This is a genomic window from Pseudomonas sp. NFR16, assembly GCF_900108875.1.
In the GTDB taxonomy this organism is placed as follows: Bacteria; Pseudomonadota; Gammaproteobacteria; order Pseudomonadales; family Pseudomonadaceae; genus Aquipseudomonas.
This window is the reverse complement of the sequence record NZ_FNYJ01000002.1, coordinates 607,064-627,930: the sequence shown is the minus strand read 5'-3', so window position 1 is coordinate 627,930 and position 20,867 is coordinate 607,064. Positions and strand designations below refer to the sequence as shown.

The 20,867-nt window shown below is 59.3% G+C and carries 13 protein-coding genes; 4 read left to right on the top strand and 9 right to left on the bottom strand.

Annotated features, from left to right (window positions below; genetic code table 11):
* The first annotated feature begins 197 nt into the window (after positions 1 to 197).
* From BMZ10_RS11515 to BMZ10_RS11500, 4 genes are all read left to right on the top strand, one after another.
* On the top strand, positions 198 to 1,301 hold the full coding sequence (locus tag BMZ10_RS11515) for a serine hydrolase domain-containing protein (protein WP_093461674.1): 1,104 nt from the start codon (positions 198 to 200) through the stop codon (positions 1,299 to 1,301).
* Positions 1,298 to 1,633: an amidase gene (locus BMZ10_RS11510; protein ID WP_093461671.1), complete on the top strand. Its 336-nt coding sequence runs from the start codon at positions 1,298 to 1,300 to the stop codon at positions 1,631 to 1,633. Before BMZ10_RS11515 ends, BMZ10_RS11510 begins: the two co-directional genes overlap by 4 nt.
* A gap of 109 nt (positions 1,634 to 1,742) precedes the next feature.
* Positions 1,743 to 2,327: a DJ-1/PfpI family protein gene (locus BMZ10_RS11505; RefSeq protein ID WP_177182102.1), complete on the top strand. Its 585-nt coding sequence runs from the start codon at positions 1,743 to 1,745 to the stop codon at positions 2,325 to 2,327.
* A gap of 241 nt (positions 2,328 to 2,568) precedes the next feature.
* Complete coding sequence (locus BMZ10_RS11500) at positions 2,569 to 3,726, top strand: phospholipase D-like domain-containing protein (protein WP_093461668.1); 1,158 nt, start codon at positions 2,569 to 2,571, stop codon at positions 3,724 to 3,726.
* A gap of 108 nt (positions 3,727 to 3,834) precedes the next feature.
* Here the strand turns inward: BMZ10_RS11500 and BMZ10_RS11495 are convergent, their stop codons facing one another.
* From BMZ10_RS11495 to BMZ10_RS11455, 9 genes are all read right to left on the bottom strand, one after another.
* Positions 3,835 to 6,354: an RHS repeat-associated core domain-containing protein gene (locus BMZ10_RS11495; protein ID WP_093461665.1), complete on the bottom strand. Its 2,520-nt coding sequence runs from the start codon at positions 6,352 to 6,354 to the stop codon at positions 3,835 to 3,837.
* A gap of 87 nt (positions 6,355 to 6,441) precedes the next feature.
* Entirely contained in the window at positions 6,442 to 7,404 is a 963-nt protein-coding gene (locus BMZ10_RS11490) for a hypothetical protein (RefSeq protein WP_093461662.1), read from the bottom strand.
* Positions 7,405 to 7,451: 47 nt separating this feature from the next.
* Positions 7,452 to 10,088 (bottom strand): RHS repeat domain-containing protein, encoded by a 2,637-nt coding sequence (locus BMZ10_RS11485; protein WP_093461659.1) that lies wholly within the window; start codon positions 10,086 to 10,088, stop codon positions 7,452 to 7,454.
* Positions 10,085 to 11,134, bottom strand: a complete 1,050-nt coding sequence (locus BMZ10_RS11480) for a hypothetical protein (protein WP_093461656.1) — start codon at positions 11,132 to 11,134, stop codon at positions 10,085 to 10,087. Before BMZ10_RS11480 ends, BMZ10_RS11485 begins: the two co-directional genes overlap by 4 nt.
* A 337-nt stretch (positions 11,135 to 11,471) precedes the next feature.
* The gene (locus BMZ10_RS11475) at positions 11,472 to 12,995 is read right to left on the bottom strand and encodes a fumarate hydratase (protein ID WP_093461653.1); all 1,524 of its coding nucleotides are present in this window, start codon (positions 12,993 to 12,995) and stop codon (positions 11,472 to 11,474) included.
* A gap of 247 nt (positions 12,996 to 13,242) precedes the next feature.
* Positions 13,243 to 15,633, bottom strand: a complete 2,391-nt coding sequence (locus BMZ10_RS11470) for an RHS repeat-associated core domain-containing protein (RefSeq protein ID WP_093461650.1) — start codon at positions 15,631 to 15,633, stop codon at positions 13,243 to 13,245.
* 44 nt (positions 15,634 to 15,677) lie between these two features.
* Positions 15,678 to 18,122: an RHS repeat domain-containing protein gene (locus tag BMZ10_RS11465; protein ID WP_177182101.1), complete on the bottom strand. Its 2,445-nt coding sequence runs from the start codon at positions 18,120 to 18,122 to the stop codon at positions 15,678 to 15,680.
* Between the two features lie 92 nt (positions 18,123 to 18,214).
* Complete coding sequence (locus BMZ10_RS11460; protein ID WP_177182100.1) at positions 18,215 to 18,676, bottom strand: hypothetical protein; 462 nt, start codon at positions 18,674 to 18,676, stop codon at positions 18,215 to 18,217.
* Entirely contained in the window at positions 18,673 to 20,847 is a 2,175-nt protein-coding gene (locus tag BMZ10_RS11455; protein ID WP_093461641.1) for an RHS repeat domain-containing protein, read from the bottom strand. The genes BMZ10_RS11460 and BMZ10_RS11455 overlap by 4 nt, the downstream gene beginning before the upstream one ends.
* Positions 20,848 to 20,867 lie beyond the last annotated feature (20 nt).

Below are 20,867 nucleotides of genomic sequence, written 5' to 3'. Positions count from 1 at the left end.
TTATTCGAAAGCATTGCTGTACGAATGCAGGCTAGGGAGGGCCGATGTCATCACCGTTAAGCTTTGGTGATGGTTGCGTGACAGGGAAACGCAGTGGATACGCGACTTGTCAGGGAGGGGATTCGAGCGCGGGCTCGTCCAGAGGCTGTCATGAATCGCTGCTAGGGTTGCCTGCAGCTTTCGTCCGAGGTCCTTTCATGAGCCGTGGCTTGTTTATCTGTTCTGCGCTGGTCGTGGTGCTGTCGTTGATCGACGCCCCGGCCCGCGCTGAAACCTGGCCCGATGCGCAATGGCAGGCGCGCCCCTTGCAGCCTTCGTCTGCGCTGAACGACCTTGAAACTTACGCTTTCCCGCCTCGGGACGAGGAAGAACGCAAAGGTGTTCGCACCGATGCGCTGCTGATCATTCGCAACGGTGAGTTGGTATACGAACGCTATGCCGGGGTCACTCGGGCGCAGACGCCGCATCTGATCTGGTCGATCAGCAAAAGCGTGCTGGCAACCGTATTGGGCGTGGCGTTTGGCGAAGGGCGGTTCACGCTCGATGATCCGGTGATGCGCTTCTATGCGCCTTTCAGCGCGCATCCCGAGGTCCGGATTCAAGACTTGCTGCACTGGGCCTCCGGCCTGGACTGGCAGGAAGATTACGAATACGCACCGCTCAATTCCTCCGTGGTGGCGATGCTCTACACGCGGGGTCGCGACGACATGGCGCGCTTCACCGCCGGGCACAGCGTTGCCAGCGCGCCTGGCACCGCCTATCGCTATTCCAGTGGCGACAGCACGGTGCTCGCCGCCGCGCTCAGAGGCATGGTCGGCGAAACGCAATACGCCAGTTATCCGTGGACGGCGCTATTCGATCCGCTGGGTATCATGAGCGCGACATGGGAAACCGATGCCACGGGCACGTTTGTCGGTTCGTCTTATGCCTACATGACCGCTCGCGATCTGGCGCGGATCGGCTTGCTGATGCAACGCGACGGACGCTGGCACGAGCGGCAGTTGCTGCCTGTGGCCTGGGTTAATTTCAATCTCACCCCGTTCAAATTCGGGACGCCGGTGGATGAGGTGCCGGGTGGTCACTGGTGGCTCAACAAGACCGCCGACGGCAAGCGCGGACCCTGGCCGGATGCACCGACCGACACCTTTGCCGGACTCGGCCACTGGGGTCAGGCGCTGTATGTCATCCCGAGCGCAGGGCTGGTGATCGTGCGTTACGGCGACGATCGCGACGGGACTTATGCGCACAATCAGTTGCTCAAACGGGCCTTGAAGGCAGTGGCCGAGGAGGGCACGCAATGACTTCGCGCCGTTTTGTCCGGCGGCGTCCGTTCAGCACCTCCTGCATCCTGATGCTGCTGTTTCTGTGCGCGTTGATGTGGGTCTGGCGCGTTGAGCTACAGGCCTTTCCCGGCATCATCAGTGCCTACACCGCCAAGGAGTATTGCTCGTGCCGTTATGTCATGGACAACCCGGCAGACTACTGTCAGCGCTACGTGAAGCAATGGCTGCCGAGTTCGTTGATCGAGGACGCCGCCAGCAGGCGTATCATCGCCACCGGGATGGGGCGTGAGAGCAGTGCGCAGTGGCTCGGCGCGCGTAAAGGCTGTCGACTGGAGCCTGCAACGCTGTAAGCGTTCTCCATATGTCTGAGATCTGAGCTCTGCCAGTTCTGTAGTACTAGTCCGTTACCCGACGAACACGGGCAGCGCCTGCAAACGGCGCAATGACATTGGAGGATGGATGATGGCGGCGAAGAAAATTCTCATGCTGGTGGGCGATTACGTCGAAGATTACGAAGTGATGGTGCCGTTTCAGGCGCTGCAAATGGTCGGTCACACGGTGCATGCAGTGTGCCCGGGCAAGAAGAAGGGCGATGTGATTCGCACGGCCATTCACGATTTCGAGGGGGATCAGACGTACAGCGAAAAACGCGGGCATAACTTTGGCCTGAACTTCGATTTCGACAGCGTGAAGTCGTCCGACTACGACGCACTGTTGGTGCCGGGCGGACGTGCTCCGGAATACCTGCGCCTGAATCAACGGGTGCTGGAACTGGTGCGCGAATTCGGTCGGGACGACAAACCGATTGCAGCGGTGTGTCATGGGCCGCAGTTACTGGCTGAAACCGGGCTGCTCAAAGGCAAGTCGTTGAGCGCGTACCCGGCGTGCGCGCCGGAAGTCCGGCTGGCCGGTGGCGAATATGTCGAGATCGCGATGGACGAGGCGCACACCGACGGCAATCTGGTGACCGGCCCGGCATGGCCTGCGCATCCGGCGTGGCTGGCGGCGTTTCTCAAGGTGCTCGGCACGCAGATCATTCTTTAAGGGCTGACGTCTGACCGGCCAACAGAGCCGTCGACAGCACGATGCGGCAGGGCCGGTTGATTTCGACCGCCGCGTGCCGCATCGCCCACAGAACGTTGCGGTTTGCCAGCGGTCAGACAGGCGGATAAGGTTGCCTCAATCATCCGCCCGGAGTCTGCATGCTCACTCGCTGTCCTTCCTTGTTCGCCCTGTCGACACGCTCTGCAGGTGGCGATGCTTCGCCCATGAAGGCGCGTGGCGTATGAGGGGCGCTATTTTTCCGTGGCGCGATGACAACCGTTTCAAGCTGTTGATAGACGGGCCGGCGTTCTTCCCGCGCATGATCGCCGCCATCGATAATGCGCAGCAGCAGGTTGAACTGGAGCTGTATCTGGTGGAGGCGGGGACGTGCGCCGAGGCCGTGGTTCGGGCGCTGGTCGATGCGGCGAAGCGCGGCGTGATCGTGCGCTGCCTGTTCGATGATTTCGGCTCGCTCGCGTTCACGCTCAGCCTGCGCAATCGCCTGACCGAAGCGGGGGTGATTCTGCGTTTCTATAACCGCGTGCATTGGCGCCGCGGCATCCGCAACTTCTATCGTGACCACCGCAAGCTGTTGCTGGTGGACAAAGAACTCGCAGTGGTCGGCGGGACCGGGGTCACGGACGAATTCTGGCGGCCCGATCAGGACACCAGCGAATGGCATGAGGTCATGGTGGAGATCCGCGGGCCGCTGGTGGTCGACTGGCAGGCGCTGTTCGACCGTCAGTTTCATGCCAACAATCGTCGCCGAGCGTGGCGTCCGGCGGAGAATTTCGGATTGCCCCGGCTGCCAAAGGCCCCGGTGGCGGGCGATGGTTTCGGGCGAGTGGCGTATGCCGACTCCCGCCAGCATCGCGACATTCTGCAATCGCTGGTTCGCGCGCTGAATACCGGCAAAAAACGCATCTGGCTGGCAACGCCGTACTTTCTGCCGACCTGGAAAGTTCGGCGTGCGCTGCGCCGTGCCGCTTCGCGCGGTGTCGATGTGCGACTGTTGTTGACCGGCCCGCGCACGGATCACCCTTCGGTGCGTTACGCAGGCCATCGCTATTACCCGCGTCTGCTCAAAGCCGGCGTGAAGATTTTCGAGTATCAGCCATGTTTCCTGCACCTGAAAATGGTGCTGGTGGATGACTGGGTCAGCATCGGCTCCTGCAACTTCGATCACTGGAATCTGCGCTTCAACCTGGAAGCGAATCTTGAGGCGCTCGACGCGCAACTGACGCAGGACGTGGTTGCCAGTTTCACCCGGGATTTCGCCGTCAGCAGCCAGATCAGCCTGGAAGACTGGCAATCCCGTCCGCTCTGGCGCCGCATCAAGCAGCGCGTGTGGGGGTGGGTGGACCGGCTGGTGGTCAATGCGTTGGATCGGCGGGGTTAGCAACAGCGCTTGCTCGGGTACAAACGTCCAGCGCCTGATACGTTTGTAGTACGACGGAAGAGCTGCCCAGAGTTTCTCCGAAGCACGGCGAGGTAGGTAGCGATGCGCCTATGTAGGCGTGTATATCTCCATTTCCGCGGCCTCGTAAAAGAAGTGATTTGAGTACGGCGGTGGCTGGGTGAGGATTTTTTTAAAGGATCGCAGCGCCAATGGGTGATTAGTCGTCCTTGGGGTATGCCTGAACAACTGGGAGGAGTCTCCCGTATCTACGAGTATCGTTTTTTTGAAACTGATTACCGCGCGCTTTGTTACCTTGGCGATCTTGGCGGCAGCGCCGGAGCTACCCCCGTTACATGCTAACAATATGAATGGTTCGCCAGGCGGATAATCGATGGTCCTGAGCCAGCTTTCTGCTTCAAGGGCGACCTCTTCGGCCGGTCGAAAAACGCCTTTCGAATTCCACAGGTTGCTGTTTATATCGAGTGGCATTCCGTGGGTTTCGAACGCTGGATACCCCGTGTTGAGATAGTTGGGGTGCAGGCGTACGTCAGCGTGACCGGGCTTGGCCTCATACAACTGTGTAACGATAGAGCTTTTCTTATAGTGGCTTGGTCCGATGGGGGCGGGTCTCGAAAACATCGGACCTTTTGCAGTTTTCTGGGCGGCGCGGCCAATAGATCTACCCAATCTAAGGCCTAGTTTTGATGCGGCCTTAGGTGCCATCGTCAGCCCGAATTCTGCCAGCCCGGTGCCAAAAGACACCCAGCCCAACACGCTGGCCGCCTTGCTGTCTTTGTCTGTGGCCTCCAGCACGGTTGAAGCGATCCCGGTACCGAGGGATACCGCGCTCATCGTGGCTACGCCAATGGCCATCGCGCCGCTGGCGGTCAGCGCACCGATGCCCCCCGTTGCCAGTGCGGCAAAGGCAGGAGCAGCGGCACCGAACGTGGCAATGGTGCCGATCACCGCCAACCCGATGCCGATACCGGCCACCAGCCAGGTGAGCCAGCCGTGACCACTGGGGTCGATGCGGTTGACGGGATCCCCTGCGCAATACGTATAGGCGTTGAGACCGCCTTGACCGAACGGGCTGTCGCTGTCGGGCGACAGGAAACCCATGATGATCGGGTCGTAAGGGCGATAGCCATTCGGAATGTACCAGCCAGTGAAGGTGTCGCGGCGCTCGCCGGCATAACCGAACGGGCTGTTGTCGTCATTGGCGGCTTCCGCGCCGTGAGCCGAATAGCGTCGGGTACGCACTGCGTTGTCTGCTTCCAGGCGCACGCTGCCCTGAGCATCGCAGCCCAGCAAGGTGGTCGCTTGACGCACGCCAGCCGCTATCTTCGTTTGCGCGAACAGCGCGTTGCCGTCCCCGATCAGGCGCAGCGTCTGATCGCCGGTCCGTTCATGGGTGAGCTGACCGCCGCTGAAGAAACTGCGGGTAAGCCTGCCATCCACCACCCGATCAGTGAGTTGACCGCTGGGGTTGTAGCGGTAGTCGCACGTCGTGCTCTGGTCGTCGACCTTGACCAACCGATCCTGTGCATCCCATGTCAGCGTCCGATCAAGGGCAGGGCGTGTGGCTGTGGCGGGGAAGCGGTAATTGCTCGCTCTTCCGCCGTCGTCGTAGGCGATATCTATCCGGGTCGGCCATGAAGGGTGGCTGTGGCTGATGCTCGAGACTTGAGTGGGGTCGACAATCGAGGCGTACTCGAATGTCGCGACATCAACTTCGCCGCCAATGAAGGTGCTGCTGATTTCCACGTAGCCATCAAGGGCATTGAGTGTGAAGACCTGATCGATGACCCGGTTGCCAAACGGGTCGGTCGGGGCGGCAGTGGGGTTGGCGGTGTAATGAATGAGACGGCCTCGGCTGTCGTAGGCAAATGTCTCCTCGCCGGTTTCAGTGCCGTCGTCCCACTTACGGGAGGTAAGCTGATCGAGCGCGGAGTAGCCTAAGGTCTGAACGATGCGGCGCTCAGGGCTACCTTCCACGGTAATGTCGAAGGTACGCGTGCGTTCGCGGCCCAGGGCGTCGTAGGTCAGCGTCTGCACCAGACGATTGCCTGAAGTCGTGTCGACATCGGTGAAAGAACCAAGCCGGTCGAATTCGTCGTAGGTGATGTCGCGAATGAGGCCATCGGTGGTCAATTTCGATAAGCGACCGTAAATGTCGTAGTCTCGCTCATGTTGCACCTCGTCAGCATCTTCGAATCCCTTCAACAGACCGCCCAGCGTGTGACGCCACGTGGTGACATTGTCCTTGCCGTCGACCGTCCAGGTGTTGCTTTCGGGCAACCCCGAGGGCGTGTACTTCATGGTTTGAGTGCCCAACGACCCAGCCACGGAAACGGGCAGACCCAGTCGCGGATCGTAGGCAATGCTGTTGGCGGCTTCGTTGGCTGGCCGAATCGTGCGAAGCTGGTTTTCCAACTTCGATTCATAGTCGAATTCCACCCGCTTGCCATCGGGCAACACATTGGCGCTGGGTGGCAGTTGTTCAGCCAGATATTCGTAATGAGTGGTGCGGCCGCCGACAACTACAGTCAGTTGTCGGCCCAGGCCGTCGAAGGTTTGTTTGCCCAGCGCAAATGTTGCTTGTCGAGTACGGAAATTCGATGGCGCCACGATAACGTCCTGGTATTATTCGTCCTGTGTGCTCCCAGAGCGGCAGTAGCACTTGGAGCGCCTTTCAATCAGTGCCGCGCGCTATCATCAGTTATCGTCAATCTGAAATGTGGTCCCGTTGTTGTTGGGCCTGAGTACAACTGAGTGCGAACAGCCGTTATTGTCGATATAAGCGATGCGCTTGTGGTTGTAGGAGTGAATCTGGAATGAATGGGCTTTTTCGATGACGGCGTAGGCGTCCCCAGTTCCTGCGTAAGGCTGAACCGCACAGTCAAGCGTAGTACTTCCGCCGACTCTGTTCCATCCCAAATAAACCGTGCTCCAGGCAGGCAATACAGGAAGAGCCCAATGGCCAGTGTCAAGGTCGTTGCCAGACCGGACATATTGTGAAAACCAGGGAATAGGACGCTCGTTCGGAATATCCGACTCAAGGATCCTATAACCGTGCTTGAGGCTGATTATCCATAGGTCGAGTACTCGCTCACCGCCGGTATAACCCGGATATTTCCAATAGCCAATTCCAGGGTTACTAACGATTACAAAGTCCTCAGCTTTCAATATATATGGAACCATTGGCTTTATGAGAATCGAGCTATTGAATCCACCGTTGCTGACGTGTCCCCCCGCGACGGCATCTCGATCATTCGTTGTATAGGTGGCTCCGTCTAACGTAATTTCGGCCGCTATCTGCAAGGTGCTGAAACTCACGGTTGGTGGCAGCGACAGATAGAGGGTGATCAGGCTCATATTCTGTTTTTGGAGTGTGGTATCAAAAAGACCCGATTCGGAAAAAATATCATAGATGTTTTTGATGTAGCTTCGGCTGAAAAGACCATCCACGGCAGCACCACTGTCATAGTTAATAAGCTTTACGCTCTGCAGCTGAGTTTCGGTCAGCGGAACGATAACTTGATCTTCTGCGTAAGCCTCGATAACGATGTCAACTTGAAACTGCTGCCGGCCATTTTTGTAAACCTGACATAGATGCTGATCCGCCGGCGATCCGTTGCCTTTAATCTGAAAATGATTCAAGCCTATAATCCTGGCCATGATGACTCCCTCTGTTTCGTGTGCGTTTTGTTTTTCGGGGCGGAAAACTAACGATCAGGACTGCCCTCGATAACCTTGACCGATTCCGGGTGTTCGCCGTCGCTATGCGCAGCATAGGTCCAGGCAACCCGCGTGTTGTCCGGCAGCACCTGCTCGACGACTCTGCCGTAACTGTCGTAGTGATATCGGGTGACGATATCCTGTTGCCTCGGCACCTTGATCCGTTTCTCCACTATCCGGTCCAGGCCGTCACGCTTGAACACGGTCGCGCGAACCACTCGATTCTGATCGTCCAGCATGTCTTCCCGGATTGTGCTGCCGGCCACATTGCTGCGGGTCACTCGTTTGGCGGTGCGTTTGCCGGAGGCGGTCTGCCCCCACTGCACGGTGCGCCTTATGATCGGGTCATGCATGACATGGCGGGTAACACCCGTGGGAGAGGTGAGGCAGCAGGCGTTTCCCCAGTCGTCGTAAGCTGTCCGGGTGCAAAGCTCGAACGCTTTGGTGCCGTCGGCGAGCCACTCAAGGGTCGTTTGTGTGCTCACGCGGCCCAAAGGGTCGTATGAGGTACGCGAGATTTCGCGGAACGTGCCTTCGGCGTGGTCTAGGTCTTCCAGCTCGACACTGACGACACGGCCTTTACCGTCCAGCCACGTTCGCCGATGTTGACCCGAAGCGTCGGCTTCTTCGATCACGACACTCGTCGCCAGGTTTTCGGGGCGGTTGGCGTCTACGACGCCATTGGCCACGTGGTAGTCGCAAGTGCGTTTGGCCTCGTATTCGGAGCCTTCGGCGATGACGGTCTGAATGATTCTACCCAGCAGGTCATATCGAAAGCTGGTGACAACGCCTGCGGGGCTTGTCTCATCCAGGGTCTGGCCAGTGAGCAATGAGCGGCTGTCAGACGTTATCGACCGACTGACCGGACGGTTGGGGTCGAAGTCGTGCCCCTCGATAATTATCTGGGTACGAAGCCGATCTGCTTCCGTGGTGTACACATATCGAGTGGTCGTGGCCAGGCCGTTGAGGTAGGTCACCGAGGTATCGAGTCGTCCGTAGTCCGGCCCAGTCTCGCGTATGTACGTTTGCAGCGTGCGCTCCAGCAGCTCGCCCTCGGTTTTGTTCCAGTTTTGCTCTTCAACCACCACGGCGCGGGGATATTCCCCGGGCAGCAGCGACGCAAGATTTTCATAGCGATAAGTGATGTACAGCGTGGGCGCCGAGTGGTCGGCGGGGATCGTGGTTTTCTTGCTAAGCAATCGCACCATGCCCAACGGATCCTGCGGAGCGTCATCACCGCCTTCTGCCGGATGATAGAGGCTTTCTTCGACCACGCCCGTTGGAAAGCGGGTGTAGATCACATTGCCGTAATCGTCATAGCGGTACTCGAACGCCTCGCTGCGCTGGTTCTGCGCATCCTGGTAAGTCGTGGTGACTATATGAGGCAATTGGCAGTACGCCGGTTGTGCTTCCCAACTCAAATCCGGATCGTCATGGTACACAGTGCTGACCTGAACCTGAGACTGCCCACGGAAGGTGTTTTCAAGAGTCTGCAGATGAAATCGGTTCCACTGCCGGGTAATGGTGGCAAACGTCGTTCCCGCCTCGTCGGTCAACGTTTCCACAACCGAGTACTGATAGTTCTGCTGAACTTTGTAGAGATTGTCACGGCCGTCATCCCATACAAAGCCAGCCTGACTGCCATATCCGTAGTGATTGGTATTGCCGATCCATCGGTAGCTGTGATGCAGCGTCGTTTCAGTAGCCCCTGTGCTTTGTTTCCATGCCACAACCCTTGGTACGTATTCGATGGGCGCGCCACTGGGAAGTTGATGCGCGTTGTTTCGCGAACTCCATATGATCGTGTCTGTGGCCCCCAGGGGGCTGGTGGTTTCCTTGGGAAAGAGAAAGTCCCGCTCGGCGCCCAGGTCGATCAGTTCATACGTGATACGAAATGATGACTCGAATCCTGGCAGCATGATGTTCGAGAGCTGACGGTTGAGGAGCCATAGCTCAATGGTGTGAGGGGCCTCGGTACCGGGGTCGAACACAAAATGAACACGGCCGGTCTCACGTTTGATCTCCAGCAAGGTTCGGCTCGCGTCGGAGATACTGGACAGCATGTGTCCGCCATTACCGTCCGGTCGCCAGGCGAAAAACATGCTGCGGCCCTCCGGTGATCGCATTTCCTGCAAAAGAAAAGTGCCTTTCCCATCAATCCGCTCGAGGATCTCGGTTTCGCCCGATTTGCTGTCCACTCGATAGCTGTCGTCGCTGAGTTTGGTCACCTTCAGTGATTTGAGTTTGTGATCGGCAAATACCAACTCGCTGCCGATGGCGCCGCCGCTGGCGTCTCGATCCACGGAGAAGTGCTCGCCGGACGACAGCGTCAGAAACGCCATATCCATCTTCACCGTGAGTGCCGATACCAGTGCAGACCAACCCAAGCCAAAGCCATAATCCTGCAACGATGACAAGGGGCTGAACGACAGGGTCAAGGGGAATGAAGGGCCGCCCAGCTCATTGGCATGTACGGCGGGTAACGTAATGGCAAGATTGAACTGACCCGTACGAGGATCAACGGCAGACTGCACGACCCCCAGAAAATTATTGCTCTGGGAATAGAGGCCTCCGGGGTTTTCGAGGCGCGCGCTGGCAAGCGCCCGTGACCCGTCGCTTATCATTTTTTCACCGCTCCATCAGAAGTCTTTACAGACCGATGGCCGGTGTGAGCAGGGGAGTAGACGTTCACCTGTAACGTGGTCCGCTGTTCATACGCGGAACCCGTGCCAAACGAAAACTCCAGCTCATGGCTATTGCCGTTTTTGTCAAACGCCAGTACGCGACAAGGGCCTTGATGCATAAGTCCTTCAGCGTTGTAAGGGATTGCGTTGTCGGCCTGTAGCACGACGACAACTTGATGACTCTTAGTTGATTTGACCTCTTCATGTCGGCGTTGAGAAAAATCGGCTCCGACTTCGATGGCCGGATTGAATCGGAAGTTTTTATCACCCGGATAAGCGACGCCGACGTTCGACGCTGCGGATTCACCTACAGCATTGCGGTGCCATTTGATCATTCCATCCGGGTTGCCATCGCGTGCCTCAGCATAAACGAGAACAGCGTGCTTGGCAGTCAACGACCATTCCTGTACGAAAGCGTTAGCAGGAGGGCCTCCGTCTTGCCAGGTAATCGCCCAGTTGTAGTCGTCAGGAAAGGAATAGGTCGGGACGGATACGGAAGATAAATCGACACTTGAATCGAAAGTGTCTTCAGTGACGTACTGTTCACCTTCTGTTTTGGTAATCCTGGCGCGCAGCGTTATCTCACTTCCTCCCAAGGCTACTGTGCTCACGTAAAATTTCTTGGTGAGCTCGGCTCTGCTGGCGGAAGAAGGCAGGGAGGAAGTAACCTCAGTTCTGCCCGAACCTTCGTAGTAGCCAAAACGTTCGTCGTGCGTCAGGCTGGCAAACCATTCAAAGCTTTCAGTCATCTGATCTGGAAGCGGAATGTAGCTGCCGTCGGTATCGAGGTAAACGAGCGTGAGCGACTTCAACTGCTCCTCTGTAATGATCTCTTCTCCCACCGCTTCGACGGTCAGCGTAACTTCAACTTGTTGTAAGCTGTTGCCGTATAGCAAAGGATTTGATGAGCTGACCTCAATTTTGAAAGTGCTGAGCCAGTCGGTAATATCGCCATGTTTATTGGCGGCTTTAGTGCGTCTGTCCATGACTGCATCATCCTGTTGGGGACTGCTGTTAAACCTACTTTAGCATCTGTTTTGGCGCGGAGTTTTCAATCGATTTCGCAGAAATATTTAGAGCGCTTTGAATCTGGAAAGTTAATAGATCTTCTACTTCGGCCACGGGCTGCGTTATAGCGAATAGTGCTGACGGGATGAAAAAGTAGTTAAGCAGCCGGTCTTATTATCGCGGAGCGTTATGAGCTTCTCCATTTTCGAGATAACGCTCATTTCGAATCGGCCTAATCAGTAAACTAGGCAGGCCGTTCGCGAGGATGAAAAAAGCCCGGCGCTGAGGCCGGGCTTTTTGACTGACGGTTTGCGCTTATTGCACTTCGACCGCCAGGCTTTCACTGATCTTCTTCTGCCAGATCGCAGGACCTGTGATGTGCACCGACTCGCCTTTGCTGTCGACGGCGACCGTGACCGGCATGTCCTTGACCTCGAACTCGTAGATCGCTTCCATGCCCAGTTCCGGGAATGCCAGCACTTGCGACTTCTTGATCGCCTGAGCGACGAGGTAGGCAGCGCCACCCACGGCCATCAGGTAAACGGCTTTGCTGTCCTTGATCGCGTCGATAGCGGTCGGGCCGCGCTCGGATTTGCCGATCATGCCCAGCAGACCGGTCTGCTCCAGGATCTGACGGGTGAACTTGTCCATCCGCGTGGCAGTGGTAGGACCTGCAGGGCCGACCACTTCGTCACCGACCGGATCGACCGGGCCGACGTAGTAGATGAAGCGGCCTTTCAGATCGACCGGCAGGGTTTCGCCCTTGTTCAGCATCTCGACCATGCGCTTGTGCGCCGCGTCGCGACCGGTGAGCATTTTGCCGTTGAGCAGAACGGTTTCGCCCGGCTTCCAGCTCTGCACTTCTTCCGGCGTCAGGGTGTCGAGGTTGACGCGGCGAGCCGACGGGCCGGCTTCCCAGACGATTTCCGGATAAGCGTCCAGCGGCGGCGCTTCCAGCGAAGCCGGACCGGACCCGTCGAGCACGAAGTGTGCGTGGCGGGTGGCGGCGCAGTTCGGGATCATGCAGACCGGCAGCGACGCTGCGTGGGTCGGGTAGTCCATGATCTTGACGTCGAGCACGGTGGTCAGACCGCCCAGTCCCTGAGCGCCGATGCCCAGTTGGTTGACCTTCTCGAACAGCTCCAGACGCATTTCTTCCAGACGGTTCGACGGGCCGCGGGCCTTGAGCTCGTGGATGTCGATGGATTCCATCAGGACTTCCTTGGCCATGACCGCGGCTTTTTCGGCGGTGCCGCCGATGCCGATGCCGAGCATGCCAGGCGGGCACCAGCCGGCGCCCATGGTCGGAACGGTTTTCAATACCCAGTCCACGATCGAGTCGGACGGGTTGAGCATTGCCATCTTCGATTTGTTTTCGGAGCCGCCGCCCTTGGCCGCCACGTCCACTTCAACGGTGTTACCCGGGACGATGGAGTAGTGGATGACTGCCGGGGTGTTGTCCTTGGTGTTTTTACGAGCGCCTGCCGGGTCGGCAAGGATCGAGGCACGCAGGACGTTTTCCGGCAGGTTGTAGGCGCGACGCACGCCCTCGTTGATCATGTCGTCCAGACTCATGGTGGCGCCATCCCAGCGCACGTCCATGCCCACGCGTACGAAAACGGTGACAATGCCGGTGTCCTGGCAGATCGGACGATGGCCGGTGGCGCACATGCGCGAGTTGATCAGAATCTGGGCCATGGAGTCGCGAGCAGCGGGCGATTCCTCACGCAGATAGGCTTCGTGCATGGCCTGGATGAAATCGACGGGGTGGTAATAGGAGATGAACTGCAGGGCGTCGGCGACGCTCTGGATCAGGTCATCCTGCTTGATCACGGTCATGGGCGTTCTCCTCTATCAGGCGGGAACATTATGTAGGGCGGTTCGCGCAGGATGCGATCGGCAATCGCGCAAACGGCCTTGGCTCGGCTACCGCTCGGGCGCTGCGGCAGGAAAAGGCGCGGCAGTATACCGCTTGACCGCCGACGCGACACCCTGCCGCAGGGTAAACATTGGTCTTAATGGGCAGGGGGCGCCGAGTGGTTATGCCAGGACGCTGAAGCAGCGGAAGCGTGCTGGAGCACACCGATCAAACAGGATAGTAAGTGCGAGGCGTGGCGAATCCGTAGTTCGGACCGATCTGCAAGCCCTGGTCCCTACCGCCCTTGAGTTTCTTGAGGGGGAAATTCGTCATAATCCCGTTACGGGTATGTTCATAGCGAAACGATCTGATATAGCTCGGGTCCAGTACGTGAATGACTTCGTCGTAACCGATCACTGGCCTGCGCAACACGTTAGCGACTTCCTGCGCTGCGCCGCTGGAACCGCCCTCGCACGCCAGCAGCACGAGCGGTCGGTGCGTCTCCTGGTTGGCCAGGCGAGGCGCGATTTCGCGTTTTGCGACGTTAGCGGCCGGTTCGAACACGCCCTTGGCGTTCATCAGATAGCCTTCAGGCGTACCGTGGGTCTCAAACCCTTTGAGACTTTTTCTGCCCCATAGCTGGTTGTGGAATGCCACGTCATGGTCGCCGAATACTTTTTCAAAGAGGACATCGGCGCTGGCGTCGCGTCGCAGTGTTGCGGCAGGACGGCCTGGATGGCGTGCGGCCAGCTTTGCGACCGATCCGGCGAGTCCGCTCAGCGCACCGGCAGCCAGACCGGTGCCCAGTGAGACCCAACCCAGAACGTCACCGACATTGCGGTCCGCACCAGCGGCCTCACAGATCAATCCGGCTATACCGGTGCCTATGGACACGGCATCCAGGGCACCGGCGCTGATGATCATTGCCGCGCTTGGTGTCAACGCGGCCCATCCGGCATATCCAATCGAGGCAATAACAGTGGCGGCTGCCCCGAAGCTGGCCACCGCTACCCCAATACTGATCAAAATGCCCACTGTTGCCAGAGCAGGAGCCACCCAGCTGTGGCCGTCAGGGTCGATGCGATTGACCGGATCCCCAGCGCAATAAACGTAGGGGTTGATGCCGCCCTTGCCAAACGGGCTCTCACTGTCGGGGCTCAAAAAGCACATCAGCACCGGGTCGTAAGGGCGATAGTCGCCCAGAATCTGCCATCCAGTGAGCGGCTCATGGCGTTGACCGGCGTAGCCGAACGGCACGTCTGCCTCGTCCCGTGGCTCCACGCCGTGGGCGCTGTAGCGGCGGGTGCGCACCGAGCATCCGGTCTCCAGGCGAACACTGCCTTGTACGTCTGCGCCGAGCAGGGTGGTTTGACGGATTCCCGCGGTCACTTTGCTGACGGCGAACAGGCCCTGTTCACCTGAACAGAACTGTTGGCTGATGTCACCGGTCGTTTCATGGGTCAGCTTCTCGCCACTGTAAAAGCTGCGGCTCAGCGTGCCATCGACGGTTCGGTCGGCCAGACGGCCATGAGCGGTATAACCATATTGGCAGGAGCGGTTCGCATGGCGTACTTCGACCAGGCGATCTTGCGAGTTCCAGACCATGCGACGGCCCAGGCTGTCACTGATGACCCGACCACGGGCGTCATACGTGAGGGTCACTGCCTTGGGCCACGCCGGGTGGGTATGGGTGATTTTCACCACTTGAACCGGGTTGTTGTCGGCGTAGGTGAAGCGCGCCTCATCGACGCTGGTGTCAGCGTAAAGGGTCACCACCTTTTCATGACCGTTGAGCGCGTTGAAGGTGAAGGTCTGTCTGACGATACGATTGCCGAACGGATCCTCGGGGGCGACTTGCGGGTCTGCTGCGTAACCGGTCAAGCGGCCTCTGAGGTCGTAGGTGAACATTTCTACGCCCGTTCCGGTGTCGTCGACCCAAGTGCGCGAGGTCATTTGATCCAGCGCCGAATAGCCCAGTGTCTGAGTGGCTCTCGTGGACTCACCGTCCAGCGTGACAGCCGTGAATGTGCGTGTGTGCTCCCGGCCCAGGCTGTCGTAGGTGAGCGTTGTCATCAACGAGCCAGCACTGTCAGGGTCGTCGACGACGATTTCGACGGGCCGAGACAGTGCATCGTATCGATAGCGGGTCACCACATTGCCCACCCATGTTTCCTGCACGCGGCCGGAGGCGTCGAAGCGTCGGCGGTGAGCCTTGCCCAACGCATCGACGAAACCCTGAGGCGTGCCGTTGAGCGAGTAATGCCAGTGGGTATGGTGTCGACTGTCGTCCACCGTCCAGATGTCTTCCTCAGGCTGCCCGGACGTCGTAAAGCTGAACGACTCATTGCCCAGCGCGCCGCTTGCCGAAGCCGGCATGCCCATCGGGTGGTAGGTGATGCGCTGCGTCGCCTCGTCGTGAGGGGTGACACTGAGCAGGCGGTTGTTCAAATCCGGCTCGTAGGTGAACTCGACGTGTTTGCCGTCGGCCAGGGTATTGCCCGACGGCGGAAGTTGTCCTTTCGCATAATGGAAGCGTGTCACACAGCCCGCTGCTTCCACCGATAACTGACGGCCCAGGCCGTCGAAGGTCTGACGACCTAAAATGAGAGGAGCATTCATGGTTCCAATCCTTGGAGGTGATGTCCGAGAAGTGCGCCGACGATTCAGACCGGCACCACGGTGCCGTCAGGGTGATAGATATTGGATCGCGCCGGTTTGTAGGTGGTTTTCCAGGCTTTGAAAGGGTTGCCCGTCGCGCGCATGCGCTCGAGATAAGAAGTGGCTTGCGTCGGGATGTTTGCCGCGTTCGGGTTCAACTGCAGATTGGCGAACCCTTTGACAAACACCTTTTCCGTGAAGCCCTGAACGGGACGGCCCAGCTCCTTGGCAATCTCCAGCGCAGCACCGTTCTTCCCGCCCCAGCACGACAGCAGCACGAACGTGTCATCTGCGCCGGCACCGAGCGCTTGCAGTCGAGGGGCGATGATGTCTCTTGCGAGGTCAGCTGCGCGCAATGTACTGCCGTCTGGCGCCATGAGCAGCGCGCGTTTTGGATCTCCGTGGGTCAGAAGGGCGGCGCGGTTGGAGCCGAGATAAGTCTCGATGAACCCGACGTCCACCCCCTTGGATGTGTGCTGCGCCAGCACTTCTCCCTTGCCCAGCCGGCCCGGCTTGGGCACTGCCCATCCTTGCTTGCGGTCCAGCGCCTTGAGCTGTTTGCCTGCCTGTTTCAACGTGAACAGCTTTAGGCCTACGCCAGCGCCCGCCAGGCCGGCGACCATGGAAATGCCGCCCAAGACACCGGAGGCGGCGCTGTCGTCGCCAGCGGCTTCCAATATCACGCTGGCAATGCCTGTCGTCATGCCGACGATGTCCAGCGCCATACTGACAAGCCCGGCGATTTGTGCGGAGGTCAGCAAGCCTGGTCCGACGCTGATCAGCGCTCCTGCCGCCGGCATGGTCGCAATGAGCCCCGCGATTACCGATACCACGGCCACTGCGATACCTGCGACAGGGAGAATGTAATCCGTCCAGCTATGGCCATCGGGGTCTACACGATTGACCGGATCCCCTGCACACCACGCATATGGATTGATCCCGCCCGGCCCGAACGGGCTGTCGGTGTCGGGTGCGAGAAAGCACATCAGCACTGGGTCGTAGGGGCGATTGCCGCCGGGAATGCTCAGTCCTGACAGGGGCTCGATCTGCTCGCCGGCGTAGCCAAATGCGACTTCGCTGGCGTCTGGAGCCTGTGCCCCATGGGCGGTGTAGCGGCGTGTGCGCACGGTGCTGTCGGCTTCGAGGCGCACGCTGCCCTGTGCGTCAGTGCCCAGCAGGATGGTCTTGCGGATGCTGCCCGTCACTTTGTTCACGGCGAACAGTGTGCTCAGATCGCCGATCAATTCGATGCTGTCTTCGCCGCAACGCTGATGGGTGAGCTGATCGGCACTGTAGAAATCACGTGTCAGCAGGCCGTCGACTTCTCGGTCAGTCAGCTGTCCGCTGGGGTCGTATCGGTACGTGCAAATGCCGGATGGCGAGCGGACCTGGGTCAGTCGACCCTGGGTGTTCCAGCTCAGGTGACGACCAAGGCTGTCGCTGACCACGCGCCCACACGCGTCGTACTCGAGCGTGATCTCTGACGGCCAGGACGGATGGGTGTGAGTGACTTTCACCGGACGGGTCGGGTCGTCGACGGCGTAGCTGAAGCGGGCTTCATCGCGGCTGCCGTCAGCGTAGGTGCTCACGACTGTCTCGTGCCCGTTGTACGCGTTGAAGGCGAAGGTCTGATCGACGATGAGGTTGCCGAATGGATCTGGCGCTGCCGCGCGCTTATCTGCGGTGTAGCGCACGAGCCGGTCGCGCACATCGTAGGCGAAATGCTCTGCGTGGCGCTCGGTGCCATCGTCCCAGGTTCGAGAGAGGATCTGGTCGAGCCCGGTGTACGTCAGGGCCTGGGTGATCGTTCGACCATCTGTGCCGTGCGTCTCACCCGTTCGCATGAGGGCAAAGGTGCGCGTGAGCTCACGCCCCGCGGCATCGTACGTGATCGCAGTGGTCAGGGTCTTCCCGGTTTGCGGGTCGCTGACACTGACGGTCACCGGTCGCGACAGGGCGTCGTAGGTGTAGTGGGTGTCAACCTCGCCGACGCGGGTGGTGCACACGCGGCCAGATGAATCGAACTCGCGCTGATGGGTTACCCCCTTGGCATCTCGAAAGCCTTGCAGCAGGCCACTGAACGAGTAGCGCCAGGCGGTGGTGTGCGTTTGTCCGTCGACGGTCCAGCTGTCTTCGGTCGCCTGTCCTGTGGTGCTGAATGCGAAAGCCTGGGTACCCAGCTCACCGACGATCGTCGAAGGGTGTCCGAATTGTGCGTGCCTGGCTATCTGCGTTGCCGCTTCACCATCAGCTTCAACCCTGAGCAAGGGGTTGTTCAGGTCTTTCTCATAGGTGAACTCGATCTTTTTGCCATCAGCGAGCGTGGTCGATGAAGGCGGCAGTTGCCCGGCGCGGTAGTGAAAGCGGGAGGTGTTGCCGCCGACACTGACCGACAGCTGACGGCCCAGGCCGTCGAAGGTCTGACGACCGATGATTGTGGGGTTGTTCATGTTTTCGATCCTTCGAAATGTTGCTTCCATCGCAAGCGCTGCTCTGCACCGCAGCGTTCCCGTTCATGACATGCCGTGTTCCAGCACTGTGCTCACGAGGCCAGGGTGACAAGGGATGCAGTGACAGCGATGGTCTCGGGGTGGTTATCGTCGCTGTGAGCGGCGAAGGTCCAGTTCACGACCGTGTCGTCAGCCAGCCGCTGTTCGACGATGCGCCCGTATGCGTCCAGCTGAACGGACGTTACGCGATCGACCTGGCCAGGCACCTGAAGGGTGGTTCGGGTCACTCGATCCAAGCCATCGCGTTGCCATTTTCTGGCGCGAATCAACCCGCCCTCGGCGTCGTAGAGCTGCTCCATGATCGCGCTGCCGGCGGCGTTATGGTGCGTGACCGTATGCGGCCCCTTGAGCGCGCCGTTCTGCTGCCAGCTTTTGACGCTGAGGTTGATCGGGTTGTGCTCGGTATGGCTTTCGACCCCATCGGGTGTAACGCTCAGGCTTGTCTGGCCCCAGTCGTCATAGTGCGTGTGAGTGGTCAGTCTGAGTGCGGTCACGGTGGTCGGATCCTCGGGATCGCGCAGCCAGTCCTGCTGCATTTCACTGACCGTGCGGCCTTCGGCGTCGAACACACAGCAGGCAATCTCGCGGAACACGTCAGGGCGTGGTCGATGTCTTCGAGCTCTACGCGCACTGTGCGACCCTCGCCATCGAGCCATTGGCGACGACGCTGTCCGGTCGAATGCCGATGCTCGATCATCACCGGGTTCTCGTCACCGGTCCTGCATCCACGCGCTTTTTCATCGTGCACATGGTAGGTCGACGCGCGCCTGGCCTCGTAGCGAGTGTCATCGGCAGTCACCGCCAGTGTGACGCGACCGAGGCTGTCGTAGACGTAGCGCGAAATGACGCCCGCTTGATTGCGCTCCCGCGTCAGCCGGCCCGTGCCGAGGGCTCTGGCACTGCTCTGGGTGGCACGCACGTCATCGGTGTTCTCGAAACCGGTGATGGTGGTGTGAGTGCTCAGCTCGTCTTCACTCAGCTCGTAGCGAAAGCTTGTCGTGGTGGCTTTGCCGTTGAGGGTCGTGACCTTGCTGTCCAGACGCGCATAGTGCGGTCCCGGTTCAGTGATGTAGGTCTGCGTTGTGGTCTCCAGCAGGCGACCCTGGGTGTCGTCCCGCACGATTTCGGTGTTCACCACGACAAACGCAGGCGCGCCCTCGAGCTTCGAGGCCAGTGATTCGTAATGGTAGGTGGTGGATATGACCGGAGCGCCGCCGTGGATACCGTCATCAAGGGGCGCGGGTTTGATGGTCTTTTTCTTCAGGTGCCTTACCATGCCCAGCGCGTTGGGCGGGCAACCGTTGCCTTCGGCCGAAGCCGGAGCGCCTTCAGCCGGGTAATACTCGCTGTGCTCTTCCACGCCGGCGGGCGATCGGGCGAATACGATATTGCCCGACACATCGTAGCGATATTCAGTCTGCTCGCTGCGTTGCGCACCGGCGCGGCTGTGGTCGATGTACGTGACGGTCTGCAGATGGGGCAATTGGCACCACGCGGGCTGGCCATCCCAGTCGACATCGGGCTCAAGGCCGAACGTGGTTTCGGTGCGCTTCTCGGCGCTGCCGCGGCGTGTCACTTCGCAGGTCAGCAGATGGAAGCGGTTCCACGTCCGGGTAATGGTCGCCAGGGTGTTCCCGTTGGGCCCGGTCAGGGTTTCGACGACTTCGTACTCGTAATCCTGCTCGACCTGATAGAGGTTGTCGCGCCCTCGCTGCCAGTCAAAAGCCTGATCGCTGCCGAACCCGAGAAAGTTGTGGGCGCCGGACCATTCGTAATAGCGGGTGAGTGCGGTATGGGCCGTTCCCGCCGAGTGTGTCCATTCCAGCACTCTGGGCATGACGTCGAAAGGCGCACCGGGTGGCAGTCGATGGCCTTCTTCACCAGTTGCCCAGATCATGGAATCGGTCGCGCCCAGCGGGCTGGTGACACCCGTCGGCAGCAGCAGGAAGTTCTGGGCGTCGAGGGCATGATGGTCGTAGACGATGGAGAAGGGCGTCTCGATGCCGGGCAGGTACATCTCGCTGAGTTTGTCGTTAGCCAGTTGCAGGCGCACGGCCTCGTCCTCGCGTCCCGGTATCGTGAATACGACTTCGCTGTCATCGGTTTTCACCTCGAGCAAGGTCCGGGTTTCGTCGCGGATCGTTTCAAGGATGAAATCGCCGTTGCCGTAAGGCGCCCATTCGACGAACACGCGATTGCCTTCCGGGCTGCGCACTTCCGTGACCAGGTAGCGCGCGCTGTCGTGTTGTCGAGTGAGGATTTCCGTCTGACCGTTTTTCTGATCCACGCGAAACACGTCTTCATGCTCACATGTCACCACCATGGATGTGAGTTTGGCGTCGAACAGCTTCAGCTCGCTGCCCGGGGTGAAGGTGGTGTTGTCGAGGTCGACGGCGAACTGTTCTCCCGACGACAAGCGCAAAGACGGCGCATCCTGATGCAGGTCGAGCTCGCTCAAATCCAGCGACCAGCCCAGTCCGAACCCTTTATTGCGGGTCGAGCCCAGTACGCCAAAACTCAGCGTGGGCGTGAGCGCGGGACCGGCCAGATGGTTGGCCGGCAGTAGAGGCAGTTTGAAAGCGATGGTGAATTGTCCGGTGCGGGCATCGACTCCGGTCTTTATACAGTCCATGAAGTTGTTGGCTTGGGTATGAATGCTGGACATGCGAATTCTCTTTAGCGATA